This window comes from Micromonospora sp. NPDC093243, from assembly GCF_044753725.1.
GTDB lineage: Bacteria > Actinomycetota > Actinomycetes > Mycobacteriales > Micromonosporaceae > Micromonospora.
Window position 1 is genome coordinate 495,574 of the sequence record NZ_JBIVNT010000004.1, and the last position, 19,886, is coordinate 515,459.

Annotated in this window: 18 protein-coding genes and 1 pseudogene; 11 read left to right on the top strand and 8 right to left on the bottom strand. The window is 73.3% G+C overall.

The features are described from left to right. Positions 1 to 26: 26 nt before the first annotated feature. Positions 27 to 437: a DUF5319 domain-containing protein gene (locus ACIP9D_RS16015; protein WP_350871370.1), complete on the top strand. Its 411-nt coding sequence runs from the start codon at positions 27 to 29 to the stop codon at positions 435 to 437. Positions 438 to 556: 119 nt separating this feature from the next. On the opposite strand, the gene ACIP9D_RS16020 is transcribed toward ACIP9D_RS16015, so the two are convergent. Next, entirely contained in the window at positions 557 to 1,381 is an 825-nt protein-coding gene (locus ACIP9D_RS16020; RefSeq protein ID WP_350871368.1) for a helix-turn-helix transcriptional regulator, read from the bottom strand. A gap of 250 nt (positions 1,382 to 1,631) precedes the next feature. On the opposite strand from ACIP9D_RS16020, the gene ACIP9D_RS16025 reads away from it, so the two are divergent. Beyond that, positions 1,632 to 2,015, top strand: a complete 384-nt coding sequence (locus ACIP9D_RS16025) for a WhiB family transcriptional regulator (RefSeq protein WP_350871366.1) — start codon at positions 1,632 to 1,634, stop codon at positions 2,013 to 2,015. Between the two features lie 72 nt (positions 2,016 to 2,087). Here the strand turns inward: ACIP9D_RS16025 and ACIP9D_RS16030 are convergent, their stop codons facing one another. The 3 genes from ACIP9D_RS16030 to groES form a co-directional block, all read right to left on the bottom strand. Continuing rightward, complete coding sequence (locus ACIP9D_RS16030) at positions 2,088 to 3,704, bottom strand: molybdopterin-dependent oxidoreductase (RefSeq protein WP_350871363.1); 1,617 nt, start codon at positions 3,702 to 3,704, stop codon at positions 2,088 to 2,090. Between the two features lie 125 nt (positions 3,705 to 3,829). Continuing rightward, a complete protein-coding gene (gene groL / locus ACIP9D_RS16035; protein WP_350871361.1) occupies positions 3,830 to 5,476 on the bottom strand; it encodes a chaperonin GroEL in 1,647 nt (548 codons plus the stop codon). 70 nt (positions 5,477 to 5,546) lie between these two features. Further along, the gene (gene groES / locus ACIP9D_RS16040; RefSeq protein ID WP_030330046.1) at positions 5,547 to 5,861 is read right to left on the bottom strand and encodes a co-chaperone GroES; all 315 of its coding nucleotides are present in this window, start codon (positions 5,859 to 5,861) and stop codon (positions 5,547 to 5,549) included. Between the two features lie 337 nt (positions 5,862 to 6,198). On the opposite strand from groES, the gene ACIP9D_RS16045 reads away from it, so the two are divergent. From ACIP9D_RS16045 to ACIP9D_RS16080, 8 genes are all read left to right on the top strand, one after another. Next, positions 6,199 to 6,456 (top strand): helix-turn-helix domain-containing protein, encoded by a 258-nt coding sequence (locus ACIP9D_RS16045; protein ID WP_400450097.1) that lies wholly within the window; start codon positions 6,199 to 6,201, stop codon positions 6,454 to 6,456. Between the two features lie 43 nt (positions 6,457 to 6,499). Next, the gene (locus ACIP9D_RS16050; RefSeq protein ID WP_350871355.1) at positions 6,500 to 7,696 is read left to right on the top strand and encodes a THUMP-like domain-containing protein; all 1,197 of its coding nucleotides are present in this window, start codon (positions 6,500 to 6,502) and stop codon (positions 7,694 to 7,696) included. Between the two features lie 10 nt (positions 7,697 to 7,706). Further along, on the top strand, positions 7,707 to 8,186 hold the full coding sequence (gene ybaK / locus ACIP9D_RS16055; RefSeq protein ID WP_350871353.1) for a Cys-tRNA(Pro) deacylase: 480 nt from the start codon (positions 7,707 to 7,709) through the stop codon (positions 8,184 to 8,186). A gap of 304 nt (positions 8,187 to 8,490) precedes the next feature. Beyond that, on the top strand, positions 8,491 to 9,588 hold the full coding sequence (locus ACIP9D_RS16060) for a sugar ABC transporter substrate-binding protein (RefSeq protein ID WP_350871350.1): 1,098 nt from the start codon (positions 8,491 to 8,493) through the stop codon (positions 9,586 to 9,588). Positions 9,589 to 9,706: 118 nt separating this feature from the next. Continuing rightward, the gene (locus ACIP9D_RS16065) at positions 9,707 to 10,534 is read left to right on the top strand and encodes an ATP-binding cassette domain-containing protein (protein ID WP_350871348.1); all 828 of its coding nucleotides are present in this window, start codon (positions 9,707 to 9,709) and stop codon (positions 10,532 to 10,534) included. Next, positions 10,531 to 11,790 carry an ABC transporter permease subunit gene (locus tag ACIP9D_RS16070; RefSeq protein ID WP_350871345.1) on the top strand — a complete coding sequence of 420 codons (1,260 nt, stop codon included), beginning with the start codon at positions 10,531 to 10,533 and terminating at the stop codon, positions 11,788 to 11,790. The genes ACIP9D_RS16065 and ACIP9D_RS16070 overlap by 4 nt, the downstream gene beginning before the upstream one ends. Before the next feature lie 24 nt (positions 11,791 to 11,814). Then, a complete protein-coding gene (locus ACIP9D_RS16075; protein ID WP_350871342.1) occupies positions 11,815 to 12,996 on the top strand; it encodes an ROK family protein in 1,182 nt (393 codons plus the stop codon). Between the two features lie 131 nt (positions 12,997 to 13,127). Beyond that, positions 13,128 to 13,424 carry a DUF1707 domain-containing protein gene (locus tag ACIP9D_RS16080; RefSeq protein WP_350871339.1) on the top strand — a complete coding sequence of 99 codons (297 nt, stop codon included), beginning with the start codon at positions 13,128 to 13,130 and terminating at the stop codon, positions 13,422 to 13,424. A gap of 48 nt (positions 13,425 to 13,472) precedes the next feature. Here the strand turns inward: ACIP9D_RS16080 and ACIP9D_RS16085 are convergent. Beyond that, positions 13,473 to 14,687: pseudogene (locus ACIP9D_RS16085) on the bottom strand (MFS transporter); the annotation flags it as partial. Then, complete coding sequence (locus ACIP9D_RS16090; protein ID WP_350871338.1) at positions 14,684 to 15,346, bottom strand: winged helix-turn-helix domain-containing protein; 663 nt, start codon at positions 15,344 to 15,346, stop codon at positions 14,684 to 14,686. The gene ACIP9D_RS16090 and the pseudogene ACIP9D_RS16085, both read right to left, overlap by 4 nt. A gap of 173 nt (positions 15,347 to 15,519) precedes the next feature. On the opposite strand from ACIP9D_RS16090, the gene ACIP9D_RS16095 reads away from it, so the two are divergent. Next, positions 15,520 to 16,260, top strand: coding sequence for a DUF4142 domain-containing protein (locus ACIP9D_RS16095; protein ID WP_350871336.1), 741 nt, complete (start codon positions 15,520 to 15,522; stop codon positions 16,258 to 16,260). 76 nt (positions 16,261 to 16,336) lie between these two features. On the opposite strand, the gene ACIP9D_RS16100 is transcribed toward ACIP9D_RS16095, so the two are convergent. Both ACIP9D_RS16100 and ACIP9D_RS16105 read right to left on the bottom strand, forming a co-directional pair. Continuing rightward, positions 16,337 to 18,151, bottom strand: a complete 1,815-nt coding sequence (locus tag ACIP9D_RS16100; RefSeq protein WP_350871334.1) for an ABC transporter ATP-binding protein — start codon at positions 18,149 to 18,151, stop codon at positions 16,337 to 16,339. After that, a complete protein-coding gene (locus ACIP9D_RS16105; protein WP_350871332.1) occupies positions 18,151 to 19,851 on the bottom strand; it encodes an ABC transporter ATP-binding protein in 1,701 nt (566 codons plus the stop codon). Before ACIP9D_RS16105 ends, ACIP9D_RS16100 begins: the two co-directional genes overlap by 1 nt. Positions 19,852 to 19,886: the final 35 nt, after the last annotated feature.

The following is a 19,886-nucleotide window of genomic DNA, read 5'->3' on the forward strand; positions in this document are numbered from 1 at the left end:
GGCGGCGTTGGGTCTACGGTGAGGGGGTGCACGACGAGCCCATCGACCCGTTCAACGGCGACCCGGCCGATCCGGCCGCGGGCCTGCACGACCCCGGCGACGACGCACCGCTGGACCCGCTGACCGAGATCGAGCGGCAGGACGTGCTGGAGGACCTCGCCGACCTGGAGATCTACCAGGCGTTGTTGGCGCCGATCGGGGTCCGTGGGCTGGTCATCGAGTGCGAGGACTGCCGGGAGCCGCACTACTTCGACTGGGATCTGCTCCGGGGCAACCTGCGCCACCTGCTCAGCTCCGGTCGGCCGCGGGTGCACGAGCCGGCCTACGACCCCGACCCGGATCACTACGTCACCTGGGAGTACGCCCGGGGCTACGCCGACGGCGTGCACGACACCCTCACCGAGGGCGCCGACGAGGAGCCCAGCGCCGACGCCTGAGACCCGAGGCGGCACGGCGCACACGGTGGGCGGGATCACGCCACGGCACGACGTCGACCGGTGCGGCAGATCACTCCGCGATCCGGCCGACGGCACCCGCCGCCCCGGTGTGGGCCCCTTCAGGCCACCAGCCCGGCGCGGAAGCCGGCGGCCACCGCGTGCGCCCGGTCCCGCGCGCCCAGCTTGCGGAACAGTCGGCGGGCGTGCGTCTTGACGGTGTCCTCCGAGACGAACAGCTCGCGCCCGATCTCGGCGTTGCTCTTGCCCTCGGCCATGCCGAGCAGCACCTGGAGCTCACGCTCGGTCAGCCCGATGGCGGCCCGGGCGGCCCGGACGTTCGGCGCCGGCCGCTGGCCGTCCGGCGGTGTGCCCTCCGCCTCGCCGCCCGTCTCGGCTCCGTCGTCGCCGCGCTGCACCGGCACCACCGCCGGTGCGCCGTTGGGTCCCTCCGCCGGCCCGGCCGTCCAGCCGGGGCCGGACTCGCCCGGGGGCCGGCCGGGGGGCACGGAGCGGCCCGGGCCGCCGACCGAGGCGGTGTCCCGGGCCGGGTCGTTGACCCGGTGCCGGGCGGCCCGCCCGGGCGCGGAGAGCAGCAGCAGCGCCTTGGCGACCGCGCTGGTCAGGTCGTGGTCGGTGCCCTGGATCAGACCGCGGGCGCCGGCGTTGATGGTGGCCGCTGCCGCCTCGGACTCCTCCGCGCCGAAGAGCAGCACCGCGGCCTGCGGCGCGCGGGCCAGCACCCGGCGTACGAAGCCGGCGCTGTCGGGGCGGGTGAGCGCCGTGTCGGCGAGAACCACGTCGGGTTGCCGCTCGGCGAGGCGCAACATCACCTCGGGATCGGAGACCGCGGTACGGACGACCGCGGACAGTCCCAGCCGGGCCGCCGCAGAGGTCAGGTGCTGCGCCGCGAGCGGTGTCCGGACGCACACAAGAACGTTACGCACTGTGCTCTCCTCTCCGCCAACGAGCAGACCATGACGGGGTCGGCTGGGGAGGAGGTTCCCGGCAATCCTCCGAACTTTTACGACAGATGGCGCATTTGACGCAAGTCGTCGGAGGTTTTCGATCACAGAAGTGTGAGTCACGAAGCGGCCGGGTACCGGAGATCCAGGCCGGAAACGGTGCGCCTGCGCGGCCCGCCGCCCGAAACCGGCCAACAGAACCTCGCGGTGCCGCGCGGGAGGAGGGGTGCTGATGTCGAACGTACGTAGACTGCCCGGACCCATCGTCGATCTCTGGGACTGGCAGCGACTCGGCGCCTGCCGGGGGCGCGACAGTGCCCAGTTCTTCCACCCCGACGGCGAGCGGGGCTCCTCGCGGCTGCGCCGCGAGTCCGGCGCCAAGGCCGTCTGCCGTACCTGCCCGGTCCGGGCCGAGTGTGCCGCGCACGCGCTGTCGGTGCGCGAGCCGTACGGCGTCTGGGGTGGCTTCAGCGAGGCCGAGCGACTGCGCCTGCTCGCCGTCGGCTGGGAGGACCTGGCCGACCGCCGGCAGAGTCGGGTCGACGTCGCCCGGTTGGAGGCCCGGCTGGGCCGGCCGCACAAGTCGACCCTGCCGGCCCAGCGCAACGTCGCCTGAGCCCACCGCACACCGCCGATTCCGCGAACCGCGCCCCGGCCAGGGGCGCGGTTCGACGTGTGACCAGGCTGGTCAGCGGACGGTCACGGTGACCGTGTGCCAGCCGGTGGCGCCGTCCGGCGCGACGTCCTGCTCGCGCGCGGTCTGCGTCTCGCCCGTGGCGTCGGTGGCCCGGACCTGGAGCCGGTGCTCGCCGGGCGTGGCGTCCCAGCCCCACGACCACTGCACCCAGGTGTCCACCGAGACCGTGGGGGCCAGCGCCGCGTCCTGCCAGGGCCCGTCGTCGACGCGGACCTCGACCCGCCGGATCCCCCGCTGCTGCGCCCAGGCCACCCCGGCCACCACCACGCGGCCGGCGGTCAGCCGGTTGCGCGCCCGGGGCGCGTCGATCCGCGACTGGGTCTTGATCGGCCCCTGCGCCGACCACCCCCGCGGCACCCAGTACGCGTCGAAGTCGGCGAAGCTGGTCAGCTCCAGCTCGGTCACCCACTTGCAGGCCGACACGTAGCCGTAGAGGCCGGGCACCACCATCCGGACCGGGAAGCCGTGCTCGATCGGCAACGGCTCGCCGTTCATCCCCACCGCCAGCAGCGCGTCCCGCCCGTCGCGCAGCGCCGCCGTCGGGGTGCCGCAGGTCCAGCCGTCGACCGAGCGGCCGACCACCTGGTCCGCGCCCTCCTCCGGCTCGACCTCGTCGAGCAGGTCCCGGATCGGTACGCCCAACCAGCGGGCGTTGCCGATCAGGTCTCCGCCGACCTCGTTGGAGACGCAGGCGAGCGTCACGTACCGCTCCACCATCGGGCGGGCCAGCAGCTCGGCGAAGCTGATCGTGAGCGGGCGGCGGACCCGGCCGTGGATGCGCAGCTGCCAGGTCTCCGGGTCGACCTGCGGCACCACCAGGGCGGTGTCGATCCGGTAGAAGCCGGCGTTCGAGGTGACGTAGGGCGCGAGCTGGGTCAGCGAGAGATCCGCCCCGGCGGGTAGCGCGGGGGCGGGCGACGCCGGGGCGGGCAGCACCACCGCCTGCCGGGCGGCCGACACGCCGCGCCGGCCGGCCAGCCAGTGCCCGCCGAGGCCGGTCACGGCCGCCGCGCCGAGCAGCGCCCCGGTCCCGGTCAGGAACCGCCGCCGGGATCCCGGATCGGTGACCTCCAGCGGCGCCCCTGCGGCCGGCGGCGGCGCGGCGCCCACGGCCGCCGTCGCCGGCGCGGGGACCGCCGGGGCGGGCGTGGGCGGGGTCCAGGGCCACGGGTCCAGCTCCAGCGGGCCGGCGATGAAGGCCCACAGCACGACCGCCCCGAGCGCGGCGCCGAGCAGCGAGGGCAGCGCGTCGGCGGCGTCCGCGTCGACCCGGGTGAGGGCGGCGGCGACGCCGAGGGCGGCGAAGCCGGCGATCCCGGCGAGACCGACGGCGAGCCGGCGTACCGAGAGCACGCCGAGCAGCGTGGCGAAGGCGGCGAGCAGCAGCGCCGTCCCGGTCAGCAGGGCGAGCTTGTCGTACCGGCCGAAGAGGTCGATCGCGAACTGCTTGAGTGGCTCCGGCACGGTGTCCACCACCACGCCTCCGACCGCGACCAGCGGCGCCGATCGGGGGCCGGTGAGGACGGCGACGAGTTCGGCGACGCCGATCGCCACGGCGGCGGAGGTGATCCCGGCCAGGGCGGCGAACCGAGGGGTGGTGGTGCTCATCGGCCCAGTGTTTCCGATCGAGCGGGCCGGCCGGTAGGGACGTCAGCGTTCGGTAACCATCGGCACGAACGCGTCGGGGCACACCGCCGAGTGACGGTGTGCCCCGACCGGGCGTACGACGTGGGTCAGAAGCCCGGGCCGTGCTGGTGACCGTGGCCGTGCGAGTGGCCGTGGCCACCGGCGGCGGCCGGCTCCGGCTCGGCCGGCTTCTCCACCACGAGGCTCTCGGTGGTGAGCAGCAGGCCGGCGATGGAGGCGGCGTTGGTGACCGCGTTGCGGGTCACCTTCACCGGGTCCAGGATGCCGGACTTGACCAGGTCGACGTACTCGCCGGCGGCGGCGTCGAGGCCGTTGCCCCACTCCTTGCCGGCGACCTTCTGCACCACCACGTAGCCGTCGTGGCCGGCGTTCTGGGCGATCCAGCGCAGCGGCTCGACCAGCGCCTTGCGCACGATCGAGACGCCGACCTTCTCGTCACCGGTGAAGCCGAGGTCGTCGTCGAGCACCGGGAGGATCTGCGCCAGGGCGGCGCCGCCACCCGGGACGGTGCCCTCCTCGACCGCGGCCTTGGTCGCCGCGATCGCGTCCTCGATGCGGTGCTTGCGCTCCTTCATCTCGACCTCGGTCGCCGCGCCCGCCTTGATGACCGCGATGCCGCCGGAGAGCTTCGCCAGCCGCTCGGCCAGCTTCTCCCGGTCCCACTCGGAGTCGGAGGCCTCGATCTCCTTGCGGATCTGGGCCACCCGGTCGGCGACGTCGGCGCTCTGGCCGCCGCCGTCGACGATCGTGGTGTTCTCCTTGTCGACCACGATGCGCCGGGCGGTGCCGAGCACCTCCAGGCCGACCTGGTCGAGCTTGTAGCCCAGCTCCGGGGCGACCAGCTCGGCGCCGGTGGAGATCGCGATGTCCTGGAGCATCGCCTTGCGCCGGTCGCCGAAGCCCGGGGCCTTGACCGCGCAGACCTTGAGGGTCTTGCGGATCGAGTTGACCACCAGCGTGGAGAGCGCCTGGCCCTCCACGTCCTCGGCGATGATCAGCAGCGGCTTGCTGTTCTGGAGGACCTTCTCCAGCAGCGGCAGCAGCTCCTCGATCGCGGAGATCTTCTGCGTGGTGATCAGGATGTACGCGTCCTCGAGGACGGACTCCTGCCCCTCGACGTCGGTGACGAAGTTCGGCGAGATGAAGCCCTTGTCGAACTGGAGACCCTCGGTCACGTCCAGCTCGGTGGTGAGGGTGGAGCCCTCCTCGACGGTGATGACACCGTCGCGGCCGACCCGCTCCATCGCCTCGGCGATCAGCTCACCGATGGTGGAGTCCTGTGCGGAGATCGTCGCGACGTGCGCGATCGACTCCTTGTCGGCGACCTCGACGGCCCGGCCGAGCAGCGCGTCGGAGACCTTTGCGGCCGCCGCGTCGATGCCCCGCTTGAGGCCGGCCGGGTTGGCCCCGGCGGTCACGTTGCGCAGTCCCTCACGGACCATCGCCTGGGCCAGCACGGTCGCGGTGGTGGTCCCGTCGCCGGCGACGTCGTTGGTCTTCGTCGCCACCTCCTTGACCAGCTGCGCGCCGAGGTTCTCGTAGGGGTTGGTGAGCTCGATCTCCTTGGCGATGGTCACACCATCGTTGGTGATCGTCGGCGCACCGAATTTCTTGTCCAGGACGACGTTGCGCCCGCGCGGTCCGAGGGTGACCTTGACCGCGTCCGCGAGGGCGTTGACACCGTGCTCCAGCTGGTGCCGGGCGTCGTCCGAGAAGCTCAGGATCTTCGCCATGAATGTCCCTTCGAAGCGCCGTTGCCCCGGCCCGGCGAGCCGGACCGGGGCAACGACACTGATCGGTTGCTTACTTCTCGATGACCGCGAGGACGTCGCGGGCGGAGAGCACCAGGTACTCCTCGCCGGCGTACTTGACCTCGGTGCCGCCGTACTTCGAGTAGAGGACGGTGTCGCCGACCTGAACGTCAACCGGAACCCGGTTGCCGTTGTCGTCGACGCGCCCCGGGCCCACAGCGAGGACGGTGCCCTCCTGCGGCTTCTCCTTGGCGGTGTCGGGGATCACGATGCCCGACGCCGTGGTGGTCTCAGCCTCATTCGCCTGGACCACGATGCGGTCCTCGAGCGGCTTGATCGCAACCTTGGTCGCGGTAGTCACGGGCATACCCTCCTGGGGTACTGGTTTCTGTGCCGGCCGGCCTGAGCCGACCAGCGTCATCTGCCACATGCCACCGGGCGGGGCCGTCGTCGCGGGTGCCGGTCCGCCTGGCGTTCAGCGCCCGGGCCGAGTGGCCCGGAAGCTGGCACCCTCGGGGTGAGAGTGCTAATCGCAGGTTATTCCGTGGCTAGCACTCCGTCAAGGAGAGTGCCAACGCACCGCCCCTCGTGTCGCCACAGCTCCGCCACAGGTTCGCGCAACACGCCGGAGACGTCTCGCCCCTCGGTGACCGGCTCTCTACTCTCCGCACAGCCCGCATCGGATGCCGAGGAAAGGGAGCCGCGTGTCCCGGATACCGACCCTGACGTTCCTGCACGAACAGCTACGCCGGGCACGCCAGGCACGCGGGCTCAGCCAGGAGGAGCTGGGCAAGCGGGTCAACTACTCGTCGTCGTACGTGAGCGCGGTCGAGACGGGGCAGAGCCCGGTCAAGCCGGACTATCTCGCCGTCCGCGACAGCAAGGACCCGGCCGGGCCGGCGCTCACCTTCCCGCCGGCCAGTTGGCGGGCCTTCGTCGCCGCCACCCCCACCTCGCACTGACACCACCGTCCGGCCCGTCCGGCACGGCCCGGACAATGTGCGCGTGGACCTGGAACAGCTCGCCGCCCTGCGTACCGCCGAGGGGGCGGCCGCGCTCGACGCGGCGGCCCGGGTGGCCGGCGGCGACCCGCTGGCCGCGGCGTCCGCCCTGCGGTCGGCCGGCGTGCCGGCCGGGCTGGCCGCGGCGGCCCTGACCCAGGCCGAGCTGCGCCGCCGGGCTGCCGGCAAGTTCGGTCCGGCGGCGGCCGGGATGTTCCTCACCCGGGCCGGGCTGGAGCAGGCGACCCGCGGCCCGGTCGCGGCACGGCGCGCCGCGCGGCTGCGGGCGGCCGGCGTACGCACGCTGGCCGACCTGGGCAGCGGCCTGGGCGCGGACGCGCTCGCCGCCGCCCGCGCCGGCATCCGGGTGTACGCGGTGGAGGCCGACCCGCTGACCGCCGCGATGGCCGCCGCCAACGCCGAGGCGGCCGGGCTGGGCGAGCTGGTCAGCGTGGAGTGCGGCGACGCGACCGCCTTCGACGTCTCCCGGGTCGACGCGGTCTTCTGCGACCCGGCCCGGCGCGCCACCGGCACCGGCCGGCGGATCTTCGACCCGAAGGCCTACTCACCCCCGTGGGACTTCGTGACCGCGCTGGCCGAGCGGGTGCCGCGGACGGTGGTGAAGGTGGCGCCCGGGCTCGACCACGGGCTGATCCCGGCCGGCGCCGAGGCCGAGTGGGTCAGCGTCGACGGCGACCTGGTCGAGGCGGCGCTCTGGTGCGGCAGACTGGCCGAGGTCCCCCGCCGGGCCACGGTCCTGCGCGAGGCCCACCCGGGCGACGCCGACCAGCTCACCGGCTCGGGCGCCGACGAGGCGGCCGTCGGGCCGGTCCGGGGATATCTGCACGACCCGGACGGGGCTGTGGTCCGCGCCCACCTGGTCGCCGAGCTGGCCGACCGGCTCGGCGCGACCCTGGCCGACCCGACCATCGCCTACCTCTACGCGGACACCCCGGCGCGGAGCCCGTTCACCCGCTGCCTGGCGATCACCGACGTGCTGCCGTTCTCGCTGAAGCGGCTGCGCGCCCTGCTCCGCGAACGCGGCGTGGGCCGGGTCGAGATCCTCAAGCGGGGCTCGGCGCTCACCCCGGAACAGCTCCGGCGGGACCTGCGACTGGCCGGCGCCGCGGCCGCCAGCCTGGTGCTCACCCGGGTCGCCGGCGCGCCCACCGTGCTGGTGTGCCAGCCGGCCGGGGACTAGGTTGTCGACCGTGGCGGGACAGGGCACGCCGGCGACGGCACTGCTGACGAAGCGGAAGATCGCGCACAGCACCCATCCGTACGACGTGAGCCCGGACGCGCCGAACTACGGCGCGCTGGTCGCGGCGGCGCTCGGCGTACCGCCGGAGCGGGTGTTCAAGTCGCTGGTCACCGAGGTCGACGGCGGGCTCACCGTGGCGGTCGTGCCGGTCACCGGGGAACTCGACCTCAAGGCGCTGGCCGCTGCCGTCGGCGGCAAGCGGGCCGCGCTCGCGGACCGGGTGGTCGCCGAGCGGACGACCGGCTACGTGCGGGGCGGGATCAGCCCGCTCGGGCAGCGCAAGCGGCTGCCCACCGTGCTGGACGCCTCGGCGCTGGACTTCCCGACCATCTACGTCTCGGCCGGCCGGCGCGGTCTCCAGCTCGAACTCGCCCCGACCGACCTGGTCACGCTGACCGGCGCGCAGACCGCCCCGCTCGCCGCCCGCTGACCCTCCTGCCGCACCGACCATCCTCCACTGTGGAGCTTGGTGCGACCCCTTCGCCACGTAGGCCCGTAGCGCCTGTCATCACACGCCATCACGCGTGTGAATGGCGCTTTCCTACGTGGCCACAGTGGTCACTGGAGAGCGTTTTCTCGTGAGGTGACCTGGGAGTGACGAGCGCGTTGCTGAATTGTTACCGCCACCAACAAAAGTCGCCGCCCCGGCACTCTTGTGCCCCAACCACGCACCGGAATACGTTGCCGGGCACAACAAAAGAAACACCTTCCCCCACCCCGAAAGGACCCTGCACATGCGTAAGGGGCTCCTCACCTTCGCCGCCGTGGGCCTCCTGGCCACCGGCAGCATGGCCGCCTGCGGCGGCGACTCCGGTGGTAACGACCAGGCCGGCTCCGACAAGACCCCCAAGATCGGCGTGATCCTGCCGGACAGCAAGTCCTCCGCCCGCTGGGAGGGCGCGGACCGCAAGTTCCTGGAGGAGGCCTTCAAGGCCGCCGGTGTCCAGTACGACATCCAGAACGCCCAGGGCGACAAGACCCAGTTCCAGACCATCGCCGACCAGATGATCACCAACGGTGTCACCGCCCTGATGATCGTCAACCTGGACTCCGGCACCGGCAAGGCCGTGCTGGACAAGGCGAAGTCCCAGGGTGTCGCGACCATCGACTACGACCGGCTGACCCTCGGCGGCTCGGCCGAGTACTACGTCAGCTTCGACAACGAGGCCGTCGGCAAGCTGCAGGGCGAGGGCCTCGTCAAGTGCCTCACCGACAAGGGCGCCAAGAACCCGTCGATCGCGTATCTCAACGGCTCTCCGACCGACAACAACGCGACCCTGTTCAAGAACGGGTACGACTCGGTGCTCAAGCCGAAGTTCGACGCCAAGGAGTACACCCAGGTCGCGGACGACTCCGTGCCGGAGTGGGACAACGCGCAGGCCGCCACGATCTTCGAGCAGCAGCTCACCAAGGCCAGCGGCAAGATCGACGGCGTGCTCGCCGCGAACGACGGCCTCGGCAACGCGGCCATCTCCATCCTGAAGAAGAACAAGCTCAACGGGAAGGTCCCGGTCACCGGCCAGGACGCCACCACCGAGGGCCTGCAGAACATCCTCGCCGGCGACCAGTGCATGACCGTCTACAAGGCGATCAAGGAGGAGGCGAAGGCCGCCTCGGACCTGGCCATCGCGCTCGCCAAGGGTGAGAAGAAGGACACCGGCCAGACGGTCAAGGACCCGGAGGGCGGCCGGGACGTCGCGTCGGTGCTGCTGACCCCGAAGGCGATCTACAAGGAGAACGTCAAGGACGTCATCGCGGACGGCTTCGTCACCAAGGAAGAGGTCTGCACCGGCGCCTTCGCCAAGCTCTGCACCGAGGCCGGCATCAGCTGAGCTGACGCCGCACCCGCCGAGGCGCAGCCCGCCGCCCGGCACGGGAGTTACCCCTCCCGTGCCGGGCGGCACTCGCCGGACGGGCTCCGAGATCCCCTCCATCCAAAGGAGACACCCCGTGTCAGCAACACCACTGCTGGAGCTACGCGGGATCGACAAGAGCTTCGGTCCCGTCCAGGTCCTCCGCGACGTCGCCCTCACCGCACACCCTGGCGAGGTGACCGCGCTGGTCGGCGACAACGGCGCCGGCAAGTCGACCCTGGTCAAGTGCATCAGCGGCATCTACCCGACCGACGCCGGCGAGTTCCTCTTCGACGGCCAGCCGGTGAGCATCAACAGCCCCCGGGACGCGGCCGCGCTCGGCATCGAGGTCGTCTACCAGGACCTCGCCCTCTGCGACAACCTCGACATCGTGCAGAACATGTTCCTCGGTCGGGAGAAGCGCAGCGGCATCGTCCTCGACGAGCCGACCATGGAGCAGATGGCCGCGGAGACGCTGGCCGGCCTCTCCGTGCGCACCGTGAAGTCGCTGCGGCAGCACGTCTCCAGCCTCTCCGGCGGCCAACGCCAGACGGTGGCGATCGCCAAGGCGGTGCTCTGGAACAGCCGGCTGGTCATCCTGGACGAGCCGACCGCCGCGCTCGGCGTGGCGCAGACCGCGCAGGTCCTCGAACTGGTCCGCCGGCTCGCCGACAACGGCCTGGCCGTCGTGCTCATCTCGCACAACATGAACGACGTCTTCGCCGTCTCCGACCGGATCGCCGCGCTCTACCTCGGCCAGATGGTCGCCCAGGTCAAGACCACCGACATCACCCATTCGCAGGTGGTCGAGCTGATCACCGCCGGCCGCTCCGGCAACCTCGGTCTCGCCGCGGATCCGGCCTCCGTGGGCGGCAACGGCAACGGCGCGCAGCGGGCCGAATCGAGCACAGGAGGCACCCGATGACCACGACCGTCGTGCAGCAGGAAGGGCCGGCGGCCGTCACACCGGCGCCGACCGTCGGCGGCCACGCGCGCAACTACTGGAGCCGGGTACGCGGCGGCGACATCGGCGCTCTGCCGGCCGTGCTCGGGCTGCTCGTGCTCTGCACGGTCTTCTCGATCGCGCGGCCGCAGTTCCTCACCGCGGGCAACTTCGCCAACCTCTTCACCCAGGGGGCGGCGATCACGCTGATCGCGATGGGGCTGGTCTTCGTCCTGCTGCTCGGCGAGATCGACCTCTCCGCCGGCTACGCCAGCGGCGTCTGCGCGGCCGTGCTGGCCAACGTGGTGACCGTGCTCGGCTACCCCTGGTACGTGGCGGCGCTCGCCGCGATCTGCACCGGCGTGGTCATCGGCGCCACCCTCGGCTTCCTGGTCGCCAAGATCGGCATCCCGTCCTTCGTGGTCACCCTCGCCGGCTTCCTCGCCTTCCAGGGCATCGCGCTGATGCTCATGAAGGAGGGCAGCAACATCTCCGTCCGCGACGAGACGCTGGTGGCCATCTCGAACCGCAACCTTCCCCCGCTGCTCGGCTGGATCCTCGTTCTGGTGGCGGTCGTCGGCTACGCCGCCGTGCAGTTGCTCCGGCACCGCAACCGGGCGGCCCGTGGGCTGCTCACCGACCCGCTCGCGGTGGTGCTCGCCCGGATCGGTGGCCTGGCCCTGATCCTCGGACTGGCCGTCTTCATCCTCAACCTGGAGCGCAGCCGCAACGTCCTGATCACGTCGCTCAAGGGCGTGCCGATCGTGGTGCCGATCATCGCGCTGCTGCTCGTCGTCTGGACCTTCGTGCTCCAGCGCACCAGCTACGGCCGGCACGTCTACGCGGTCGGCGGCAACAAGGAGGCCGCCCGCCGGGCCGGTATCGACGTCGACCGGATCCGCATCTCGGTCTTCGTGATCTGCTCCACGATGGCGGCGGTCGGCGGCATCGTGGCGGCCAGCCGGGCCAACTCGGTGGACCCGAACACCGGCGGCAGCAGCGTCCTGCTCTACGCGGTCGGCGCGGCGGTCATCGGTGGCACCAGCCTCTTCGGCGGCAAGGGTCGGGTCCTCGACGCGGTGCTCGGTGGCGCGGTGATCGCCGTCATCGACAACGGCATGGGTCTGATGGGGTACAGCTCCGGCGTCAAGTACGTCCTCACCGGTGTCGTGCTGCTCCTTGCCGCGACCGTGGACGCCTTCTCCCGCCGCCGGTCGGTGACGACCGGCGCCCGCTGACCGCCGCAGCACCGGAACAACACCATGCGCGTGGGACCGAGTCAGGACGATATCCGTCGACAGAATCTCGGTGCGCTGCTGCGTCACGTGCACGTGCACGGGGCCACCACCCGGGCGGAGCTGACCACCGCACTCGGACTGAACCGCAGCACCATCGGCGCGCTGACCGCCGACCTGGCCGGCGCCGGGTTGGTCAGCGAGGGAACGCCGAAGGAGACCGGCCGGGCCGGGCGACCCTCACTGGTCGTCCGGCCCGAGTCGGCCCGGATCTACGCGTACGCGTACAGCATCGAGGTGGACCGGCTGCGGGCCGCGCGGGTCGGCCTCGGTGGCGCGGTGCTCGACCGCCGGGAGCTGGACCGGCCCCGGGGTCTGGTCGCCACGGACGCCGCGCCGCTGCTGGCCGGCGCGGCCAAGGAGATGCAGCAGTCGGTGCCCGCCGGGTCGATCTGCGTGGGCACCGGGGTGGCGGTCTGCGGCATGGTCCGCCGGGACGACGGCCTGATCCGGCTCGCCCCGACCACCGGCTGGGTGGACGAACCGATCGGCGCGGCGCTCGGCGCCGAGCTGGGCATCGACGCACCGATCACGGTGGGAAACGTGGCCGACGTGGCCGCGTTCGCCGAGTACGCCCGCGGGGCCGCCGCCGGCTGCGACAACGTCATCTACCTGTACGGGGACGTCGGCGTCGGGGCCGGCATCATCGCCGGCGGACGCCGGCTGACCGGGCACGGCGGGTACGGCGGCGAGGTCGGCCACATGAAGGTGGTCAGGGGCGGCGAGCCCTGCGAATGCGGCTCCCGGGGCTGCTGGGAGACCGAGATCGGCGAGCACGGGCTGCTCCGCAACGCCGGCCGCTCGGACGCCCGGGGCCGCGAGTCGCTGCTGGCCCTCTTCGACGCCGCGGACCGCGGGGACGCCCGGGCCAGCGCGGCGGTACGCCAGGCCGGCGACTGGCTCGGCTTCGGCGTGGCCAACCTGGTCAACATCTTCAACCCGGAGATGGTCATCTTCGGCGGCACCATGCGGGATCTCTACCTCGCCGCGGCGGCCCAGATGCGCAGCCGGCTCAACGCCAACGCGCTGCCCGCCTGCCTGGAGCACGTCCGGCTGCGTACCCCGAAGCTCGGCGACGACGCCGCCCTGATCGGCGCCGCCGAACTGGCCTTCGAGCGCCTCCTCGCCGATCCGCTGGACGTCGGCTGAGTGACCCGGCAGCGGGAGGGCGATCGGCCGCTCACCGGGCGGCGTCCGGAGCACCCGACCGGTGTCCCTGTCACCCGCACCGGCCGACCGGCGGAGCCCGCCGGGGCGCTGCGCTGCGTACCCTGTCCGACGTGGACGTCGAGCTGCGCGCCTCCGACGACGACCGGCATCGGGTCGTGACCGAGCTTCAGGGGCACACCGCCGCTGGACGGCTCACCCTGGACGAGTTCTCCGAGCGGGTGGGCGCCGTCTGGACCGCTCGGACGCTCGGCGACCTCGCCGCGCTGACCCGCGACCTACCCGGCCCGGCCGGCGCGCCCGCCACCGGCCCGGCCACCGGGCACGGACGCCGGGAGTTGCTGATCCTCTTCGCGGTCGCCGCGCTCACCCTGCTCCTGCTCTTCGTGTTCATGGCCGTCAGCCGCTGACCGGCGGTCCAGCTGCCGCCAGGTCCGGCCGGTGAACGGGGTCAGCGTCACCAACAGGTAGGCCCCGCCGAAGAGCAGGCAGGCGATCGGCAGCCCGGCCTGGTCGGCCGCCTGGCCGGCGAGCAGTCCGCCGAGCGGGATGCCCGCCCAGGAGATGGCGTGCGCCGGGCCGAGGACCCGGGCCCGCAACGGCTCCGGCACCCGCTCGTAGACCACCGCGCCGAGGATCGGGTTGACCGCGGCGATCGCCAGGCCGGCCACGAAGGAGACCAGGTAGACCGCCCAGAGCCGGTCGGTGACCGCCAGGACCAGGAAGCGCGGCGCACCGGCGAGCAGCAGGCCGACCGCGAACCCGGCGAAGCGGGGCACCCGCGGCGCCAGCGCGGTGAAGACCACGTTGCCGAGCACCGCGCCGACCGCGAACACCCCGGAGAGCACGCCGAGCGCCGCCGGCCCTCCGGTCGCCTCGTGGGCCCACACCGGCGCCAGCACCGAGAAGTACGCGGCGTCGGCCAGGTTGGTGGCGAAGAGCAGCAGGGTGATCGCGCCCATCAGCCGGTCCTGGCGCAGAAAGCGCAGCCCGGCCGCGAGCGAGCGCAGGTAGCCGGTCCGCGCGGGCTGCTGGCCGGGCTGACCGGCCTGTGCCGGAGCGGAGATCCCCGTGGTGAAGGCCTGGCTGGCAGCGGCCGGGGGTCGGCGGCGGACGGTGGCCGTCACCAGCGCGGCGGCGGCCAGGAAGCTCGCCGCGTCCAGCGCCAGCACCAGCGCGGCGTCGAGGGTGGCGATCAGCACGCCGGCCAGCGCGGCGCCGAGCAGGGTGGCCAGCCGGCCCAGCCCGTCGTGCAGGGCGGTGGCGCGGGTCAGGTCCATACCGGAGCCGGCCACCGTGTCCGGAAAGAGCACCCGCTTGGCGGTGTCCCCGAAGCCGCGGAGCAGCCCGACCGCGCCGATCAGCAGCAGCAGCGTGCCGAAATCGAGCCGGTCCAGCACGTGCAGCAGCGGCACGGCGACCAGCGCCAGCCCACTGGCCAGGTCGGCGACGATGCTCGCCCGGCGCGCACCGACCCGGTCCAGCAGCGGGCCGCCCAGGCCGCAGGCCAGCACGTACGGCAGCATCTCGACGAACGCCACCAGCCCGGTGCGGCCGGCGCTGCCGGTGGTGACCAGGGTGAACCAGGGCAGCGCCACCATGCTCATCCGCGAGCCGAGCAGCGACACGAACTCGGCGGTGAGCAGCCCGACCAGCGGACGCCGGCCGGTCATCGTCGCCCCTCGGGTCGGCCCACCGCCCCCGCGTCGTCGGACGGCACGGGTCGGAGCGTCTCCTCCGCCGGTGGGTCGTCGGCTGCCGCGGCCGGTGGTACGCCGAGGAACGGCATCAGCTGCGCCTGCACCACCACCGTCGCCGCGTCGGGTGGGGCGTCGACCCCCGGCTCGTCCCGCCGGTACGCGTCGAGCAGGGCACCGATCCGGCCGTGCAGCTCGGTCGCCTCGGCGGGGGTCAGCCGGAGCCGCCAGTCGCTCAGCGTCGGCGCTCCGGACCACTGGCTGGGCAGGGCGGGCAGTTCGCCGAGCCACCGGTCGATCCGGTCGGCGTACATCGCGGCGACGGCGCGCAGGTAGGTCTCGGCCGCCGCCGGGGCGGCGTGCCCGACCACGCCGTCCAGCACGGTGTTCCGGTGCGCGGCGCGCCACCAGCGCTCCCGACCCACCGCCCGCCCGGGCTCGTCGACCACGAACCCGTAGCGGGCGAGTTGACGCAGGTGGTAGCTGGTGGCCCCGGTGGACTGGCCGAGCCGGGTCGCGAGGCCGGTGGCGGTCGCCGGGCCGTGCTCGCGCAGCAGGTCGAGCAGGCGTACCCGCAGCGGGTGGGCGAGGCCGCGCAGGGCGGTCGGATCGGGGCGGATCTCGTCGGCGGACACGCTCGCAAAGCTATCTTTGCAAAGAATCCTTTGCAAGCGTCGACGACCAGAGGATTGGGGCGGCATTCGATGAACTGATCGCGCGATCAGTCCGTACCAGTGGGCGGACGGGCGGCCCGCGGGGTGGCCGCCCGGTCAACGTGTTCGGTCCGGACCGAGGAGGCACCGCAGACATGGCACCGCTCAGATCCGCCCGTCGCCGGTCGGGACATCGGGTTCACCGCGCGGCGGTGCTGCTCGTCGCGATCGTGGCCGGGCTCGGTGTGCTGCCCGGCGTGGCCGTCGCCGCGCCCGCCGGCGGGCAACAGCTCAACGCCGCCGACATGACGCTGCTCAACGGGGTGCGGTTGGCCGGGCTCTGGGAGATGCCCGCCGGCCAGATGGCCGCCGAGAAGGGCCAGTCCGCCAAGGTCCGGGAGATCGGGGCGGGCATCGCCGGCGAGCACCAGGAGCTGGACCAGCTCGTGGTCGACGCGGCCAACAAGCTGGGCGCGACCATCCCTTCCGAGCCGACCGCCGAGCAGAAGGGCTGGCTGTCGGAGATGCAGAACGCCTCCGGCGCCCGGTTCGACCAGATCTTCGTCACCCGGCTCCGGGTCGCTCACGGCAAGATCTTCCCGGTGATCGGCGCGGTCCGGGCCAGCACTCGGGACGCCACCGTGCGCAAGCTCTGCGACGACGCCAACCGGTTCGTGATGCACCACATGCAGATGCTGGAGAGCACCGGCCTGGTCCGCTGGCCCGAGCTGCCGCCGGCGGCCCTCCCCGCGCCCGGCAAGGACGGGCTGCTCGCGGCCGCCTCCGCGAACACCGGCCCCGGGGTCGGGGTCAGCAGCACGGTGGTCTGGCTGGTCTTCCTCGCCGCCCTCGGCACCGGCGGCCTGGCCACCTACCGCCTCCTGCGCCGCACCTGATCCCACCCCCGGACAGCCCTGTTGATCATGAAGTTATTGCCCGACAGCACGGCGTGTCGCGGCAATAACTTCATGATCAACGCGGGGTGGGGGTGGGGCCGTGCCAGGAGCGCCAGAGGGCGGCGTAGGAGCCGTCGGCGGCGACCAGCTCGTCGTGCGAGCCCAGCTCGGTGATCCGGCCGTCCTCGACCACCGCCACCCGGTCCGCGTCGTGAGCCGAGAAGAGCCGGTGCGCGATGGCGATCACCGTCCGCCCTTCGAGCACGGCCGCGAGGGACCGCTCCAGCGCCCGGGCGGCACGCGGGTCGATCAGCGAGGTGGCCTCGTCCAGCACCAGGGTGTGCGGGTCGGCCAGCACCAGCCGGGCCAGCGCGAGCTGCTGGGCCTGCGCCGGGCTGAGCGGGTACCCGCCGGAGCCGACCATCGTGTCCAGCCCGTTCGGCAGCGCGTCCGCCCAGTCCAGGGCCGCCACCGCGGCCAGCGCCGCCCGGACGTCCGCCTCGGTCGCGGCGGGCCGGACCATGGCGACGTTCTCGCGGAGCGTACCGATGAAGACGTGGTGTTCCTGGGTGACCAGGGCGACGTGCGAACGCAGCTCGGCCAGAGCCAGCGTGTCGAGCCGGCGACCGGCCACGGTGACCGAGCCGCTGCCCGGCGCGTGCACCCCGGCGAGCAGCCGGCCGAGCGTCGACTTGCCGGCGCCCGACGGGCCGACCATGGCCAGCTTCTCCCCCGGCTCGGGCGCCAGGGTCACCCCGTGCAGCACGTCGCGACCCGCCCGGTAGGCGTAGCGGACGTCCCGGGCGACCAGCTGCCGCTCCCGGTCGCCCGATCCGCGGTCAGCGTCGACAACGGCGGCGGCCGGCGGGGCAGGAGCCGCCGGGGCGGGAGCGGCAGCCGGCGCGGCGGCGGCGCCGGGTTCGGCCACGCCGAGGAGGCGGGCCATCGAGGCGCCGCCGACCTGCAACTCGTCCAGCCAGGAGAGCAGCCGGTCCACCGGGTCGACGAGCTGCTGCACGTAGAGCGTGGCGGCGGTGACCTGGCCGAGGCTCACCCAGCCCTTCAGGTAGAACCAGCCACCGATGATCAGGGTCGCCACCACCGGCACCACATAGCCGATCTCGGCCACCGGAAAGAAGATGGTCCGCAGATAGAGCGTGTAGCGCTCGGCGGCGTACGACCGGCGGATGTCGGCGTCGGTGCGGGCCCGGCGGCGCGCCTGCTGGCGCAGCGCCTCGGTGGTCCGCGACCCCTCGACGGCCTCGCTGATCCCGTCGGTGATGTCCGAGTAGGCCGCGTTCTCCCGCAGGTACCCGGCGGGCGCGCGGCGCAGGTACCAGCGGGTGCCGGCCCAGAGCACCGGCACCGCGATCAGGCAGGGCACCGCGAGCAGCGGGCCGACCAGGAGCAACGCGCCGATGATGAAGCCGGCGGTGACGACCGCGATCAGCGTCTCGGGCACCGCGAGGCGGACCGTCCGGGACAGCGCCGAGACGTCCCGGGAGGTGCGGGTGAGCAGATCCCCGGTGCCGGCCCGCTCCACAGTGGCCAGCGGCAGGGCGAGCACCCGGTCGACGAACTCCTCGCGCAGCTCGGCGAGCACCCGCTCACCGAGCCGCGCCGACGCCAGGTGGGCGAACCGCACCAGCACCGCCTGCACCAGCACGAAACCGGCGATCAGCAGGGCGATCCGGTCCACCGTCACCCGGGACGTGCCCCGGGAGATGCCCTCGACGAGGTCGCCGAGCAGGCGCGGGGCGACCAGGCCGGCCGCCGCGCCCAACGCGTGCAGGCCGAGCGCGGCGGCGAGGGCACGCGGATGGCGGCGGATCAGCGTACGCGCGTAGCGGCGCACCTGCGCCGCGTCGGCGACCGGCAGCGCGACGGCCATCAGTCCTCCCCTCGGCTGACCGTGCTCCGGTAGCGCGGCTCGGTGTCGTGCAGGACGGCGTGGCTGCCCTCGGCGACCACCTTGCCGTCCTCCACGAAGATCACCTGGTCGGCGTGCCCGAGCAGCAGCGGGCTGGTGGTGCAGACCAGGGTGGTGCGACCGTCGCGGGCGGCGCCGAGCCGCGCCGCGATCCGGGCCTCGGTGTGCGCGTCGACCGCGCTGGTGGGCTCGACGAGCAGCAGGGTCTCCGGGTCGGCGACCAGCGCCCGGGCCAGCCGCAGCCGCTGCTGCTGCCCGCCGGAGAACTCCCGACCGCGCTCGGCGACGGGGCTGTCCAGCCCGTCCGGCAGCGCGTCGACGATGTCGGTGGCGCTCGCCGCCCCCAGCGCCTCGTCGAGCGCCGCGTCGTCGGCCGCGCCGTGCGGGTCCAGCTCCGTGCGGAGCTGTCCGGTGAAGAGCCGCGCGTCGTTGTCGGCCACCAGGATCCGCTCCCGCACCGTCGCCAGCGCCAGCTCCCGCAGCGGTACGCCGTGCAGCGTCGCGTCCGAGTCGGTGTACCGGCCGAGCCGGTCGACGATCGCGACGGCGTCCTCGGGCGCGGTGGCGGCCAGCGCGGTGAACCGGCCCGGCGGCACCCGTACCCCGGACTCGACGTCGACCAGCTCACCCGGGCCGTCCGGCACCGTCGCCGAGCGGTCCGGGTCGACCAGCTCCGGGGTGAGCTGGAGCAGCCGGACCACCCGCCGGGCCGCCACGTGCCCACGGGTCAGCTTGTCCACCGCCTCGGTGAGCTGCCGCAGCGGGCTGACCAGGAACGCCGTGTAGCCGTAGAAGGCGACGAGCTGCCCGGCGCTGATCTGGCCGGCCAGCGCGAACCGGGCACCGAGCCAGGTGACCAGCACCAGGAACGCGCCGGGCAGCAGCACCTGCGCCGCCTCCAGCAGTGCCTGGACCCGGGCCACCCGTACGCCGTGCGTACGCAGCTCCTGCGACTCGTCGCGGTAGCGGGCCGAGAGCACCGGTTCGCCGCCGACGCCCCGCAGCACCCGCAGCCCGGAGACGATGTCGCCGGCCCGCGTGGTCAGGGCCCCCTCCGCGTCCCGGTACGCGTGCTGCTGCCGGTGCAGCGGCCGGATCAGCAGCCCGACCACCGCCATCAGCACCGGTACGCCCAGGACCACGACCAGGCCGAGCGGCATCGAGGCGTCCAGCAGGATCACCGCGACGGTCGCGATGGCGACCAGCGCGCCGGTGCCCCGGGCGGTGATGTCGATCGCGTGGCCGATCTGTTCGATGTCCGACGTGCCGATGCTCACCACCTCGCCGGTGGCGACCCGGCGGGGCAGGGCCGCACCGAGCCGGTTCGCGGTCGCCACGGTGAGCTGCACCGTCCGGTAGGCGGCGGCGAGCCAGTTCCGCACCGCGCACTGGTGGCGCAGGATCCCGGCGACCGCCTGGAGCACACCCAGGCCGAGGAGCACCAGACCCCAGGTGACCAGCGCGTCGGAGTCCCGGCGGCTGAGCCCGTCCACGGCCCGCCCGACGGCGGCCGGCATCAGCGCCTGGGCCACCATCCAGGTGACACCGAGCAGCAGCCCGGCGCTGAAGAGCAGCTTGTGCCGGGCCGCCAGCCAGATCAGGTAGCGGGTCGCCGACCGGGAATCGGGTACGCCGGGTTCCCCGGCCGGTGAGAAGCGCATGGCCCTTCGACGCTAGGCGGCCGACGGTTGCCGGC

What these genes read in the sequence shown, in the direction of transcription:
- ACIP9D_RS16025 (WP_350871366.1), top strand. Translation starts at nt 1,632, where the DNA reads ATGTCGAACGTACGTAGACTGCCCGGACCCATCGTCGATCTCTGGGAC.
- ACIP9D_RS16030 (WP_350871363.1), bottom strand. Translation starts at nt 3,704, where the DNA reads ATGAGCACCACCACCCCTCGGTTCGCCGCCCTGGCCGGGATCACCTCC.
- groL (WP_350871361.1), bottom strand. Translation starts at nt 5,476, where the DNA reads ATGGCGAAGATCCTGAGCTTCTCGGACGACGCCCGGCACCAGCTGGAG.
- groES (WP_030330046.1), bottom strand. Translation starts at nt 5,861, where the DNA reads ATGCCCGTGACTACCGCGACCAAGGTTGCGATCAAGCCGCTCGAGGAC.
- ACIP9D_RS16060 (WP_350871350.1), top strand. Translation starts at nt 8,491, where the DNA reads ATGCGTAAGGGGCTCCTCACCTTCGCCGCCGTGGGCCTCCTGGCCACC.
- ACIP9D_RS16070 (WP_350871345.1), top strand. Translation starts at nt 10,531, where the DNA reads ATGACCACGACCGTCGTGCAGCAGGAAGGGCCGGCGGCCGTCACACCG.
- ACIP9D_RS16075 (WP_350871342.1), top strand. Translation starts at nt 11,815, where the DNA reads ATGCGCGTGGGACCGAGTCAGGACGATATCCGTCGACAGAATCTCGGT.
- ACIP9D_RS16095 (WP_350871336.1), top strand. Translation starts at nt 15,520, where the DNA reads ATGGCACCGCTCAGATCCGCCCGTCGCCGGTCGGGACATCGGGTTCAC.
- ACIP9D_RS16100 (WP_350871334.1), bottom strand. Translation starts at nt 18,151, where the DNA reads ATGGCCGTCGCGCTGCCGGTCGCCGACGCGGCGCAGGTGCGCCGCTAC.
- ACIP9D_RS16105 (WP_350871332.1), bottom strand. Translation starts at nt 19,851, where the DNA reads ATGCGCTTCTCACCGGCCGGGGAACCCGGCGTACCCGATTCCCGGTCG.